This window comes from Arthrobacter pascens (assembly GCF_017052465.1).
Classification (GTDB): domain Bacteria; phylum Actinomycetota; class Actinomycetes; order Actinomycetales; family Micrococcaceae; genus Arthrobacter; species Arthrobacter pascens.
This window is the reverse complement of sequence record NZ_JAFHKT010000023.1, coordinates 1-302: the sequence shown is the minus strand read 5'-3', so window position 1 is coordinate 302 and position 302 is coordinate 1. Positions and strand designations below refer to the sequence as shown.

General features: G+C 67.9%; 1 pseudogene. It reads left to right on the top strand.

What is annotated here, in order from left to right:
- Positions 1-115: 115 nt before the first annotated feature.
- Positions 116-302, top strand: a pseudogene (gene aspA, locus JYA52_RS00100) (aspartate ammonia-lyase); the annotation flags it as partial.

The window sequence follows — 302 nt, the reverse complement described above, 5'->3', positions numbered from 1 at the left end:
CGGCGCTGTCCTCGGCGGCGGCAGCCCCGTGGGCCTGCTCCAGGCCGTTGATTTCCTGTCTCCTTTCCCCGGCAACGACTCCGTCCCGGCCAACGACGCCAACTAAGGACTGCACATGACCGAAACCCTGCCCCTGCCGGAGGCGCAAGACCTGAGTGTCCAGTCCGAGCATGACCTGCTCGGTGATCGCGATGTCCCAGCGGGCGCTTACTGGGGCGTCCACACGCTCCGTGCGGTGGAGAACTTCCCCATCACCGGCCAGCCGCTCTCCACCAACATGCACCTGGTCCGCGGCCTCGCCG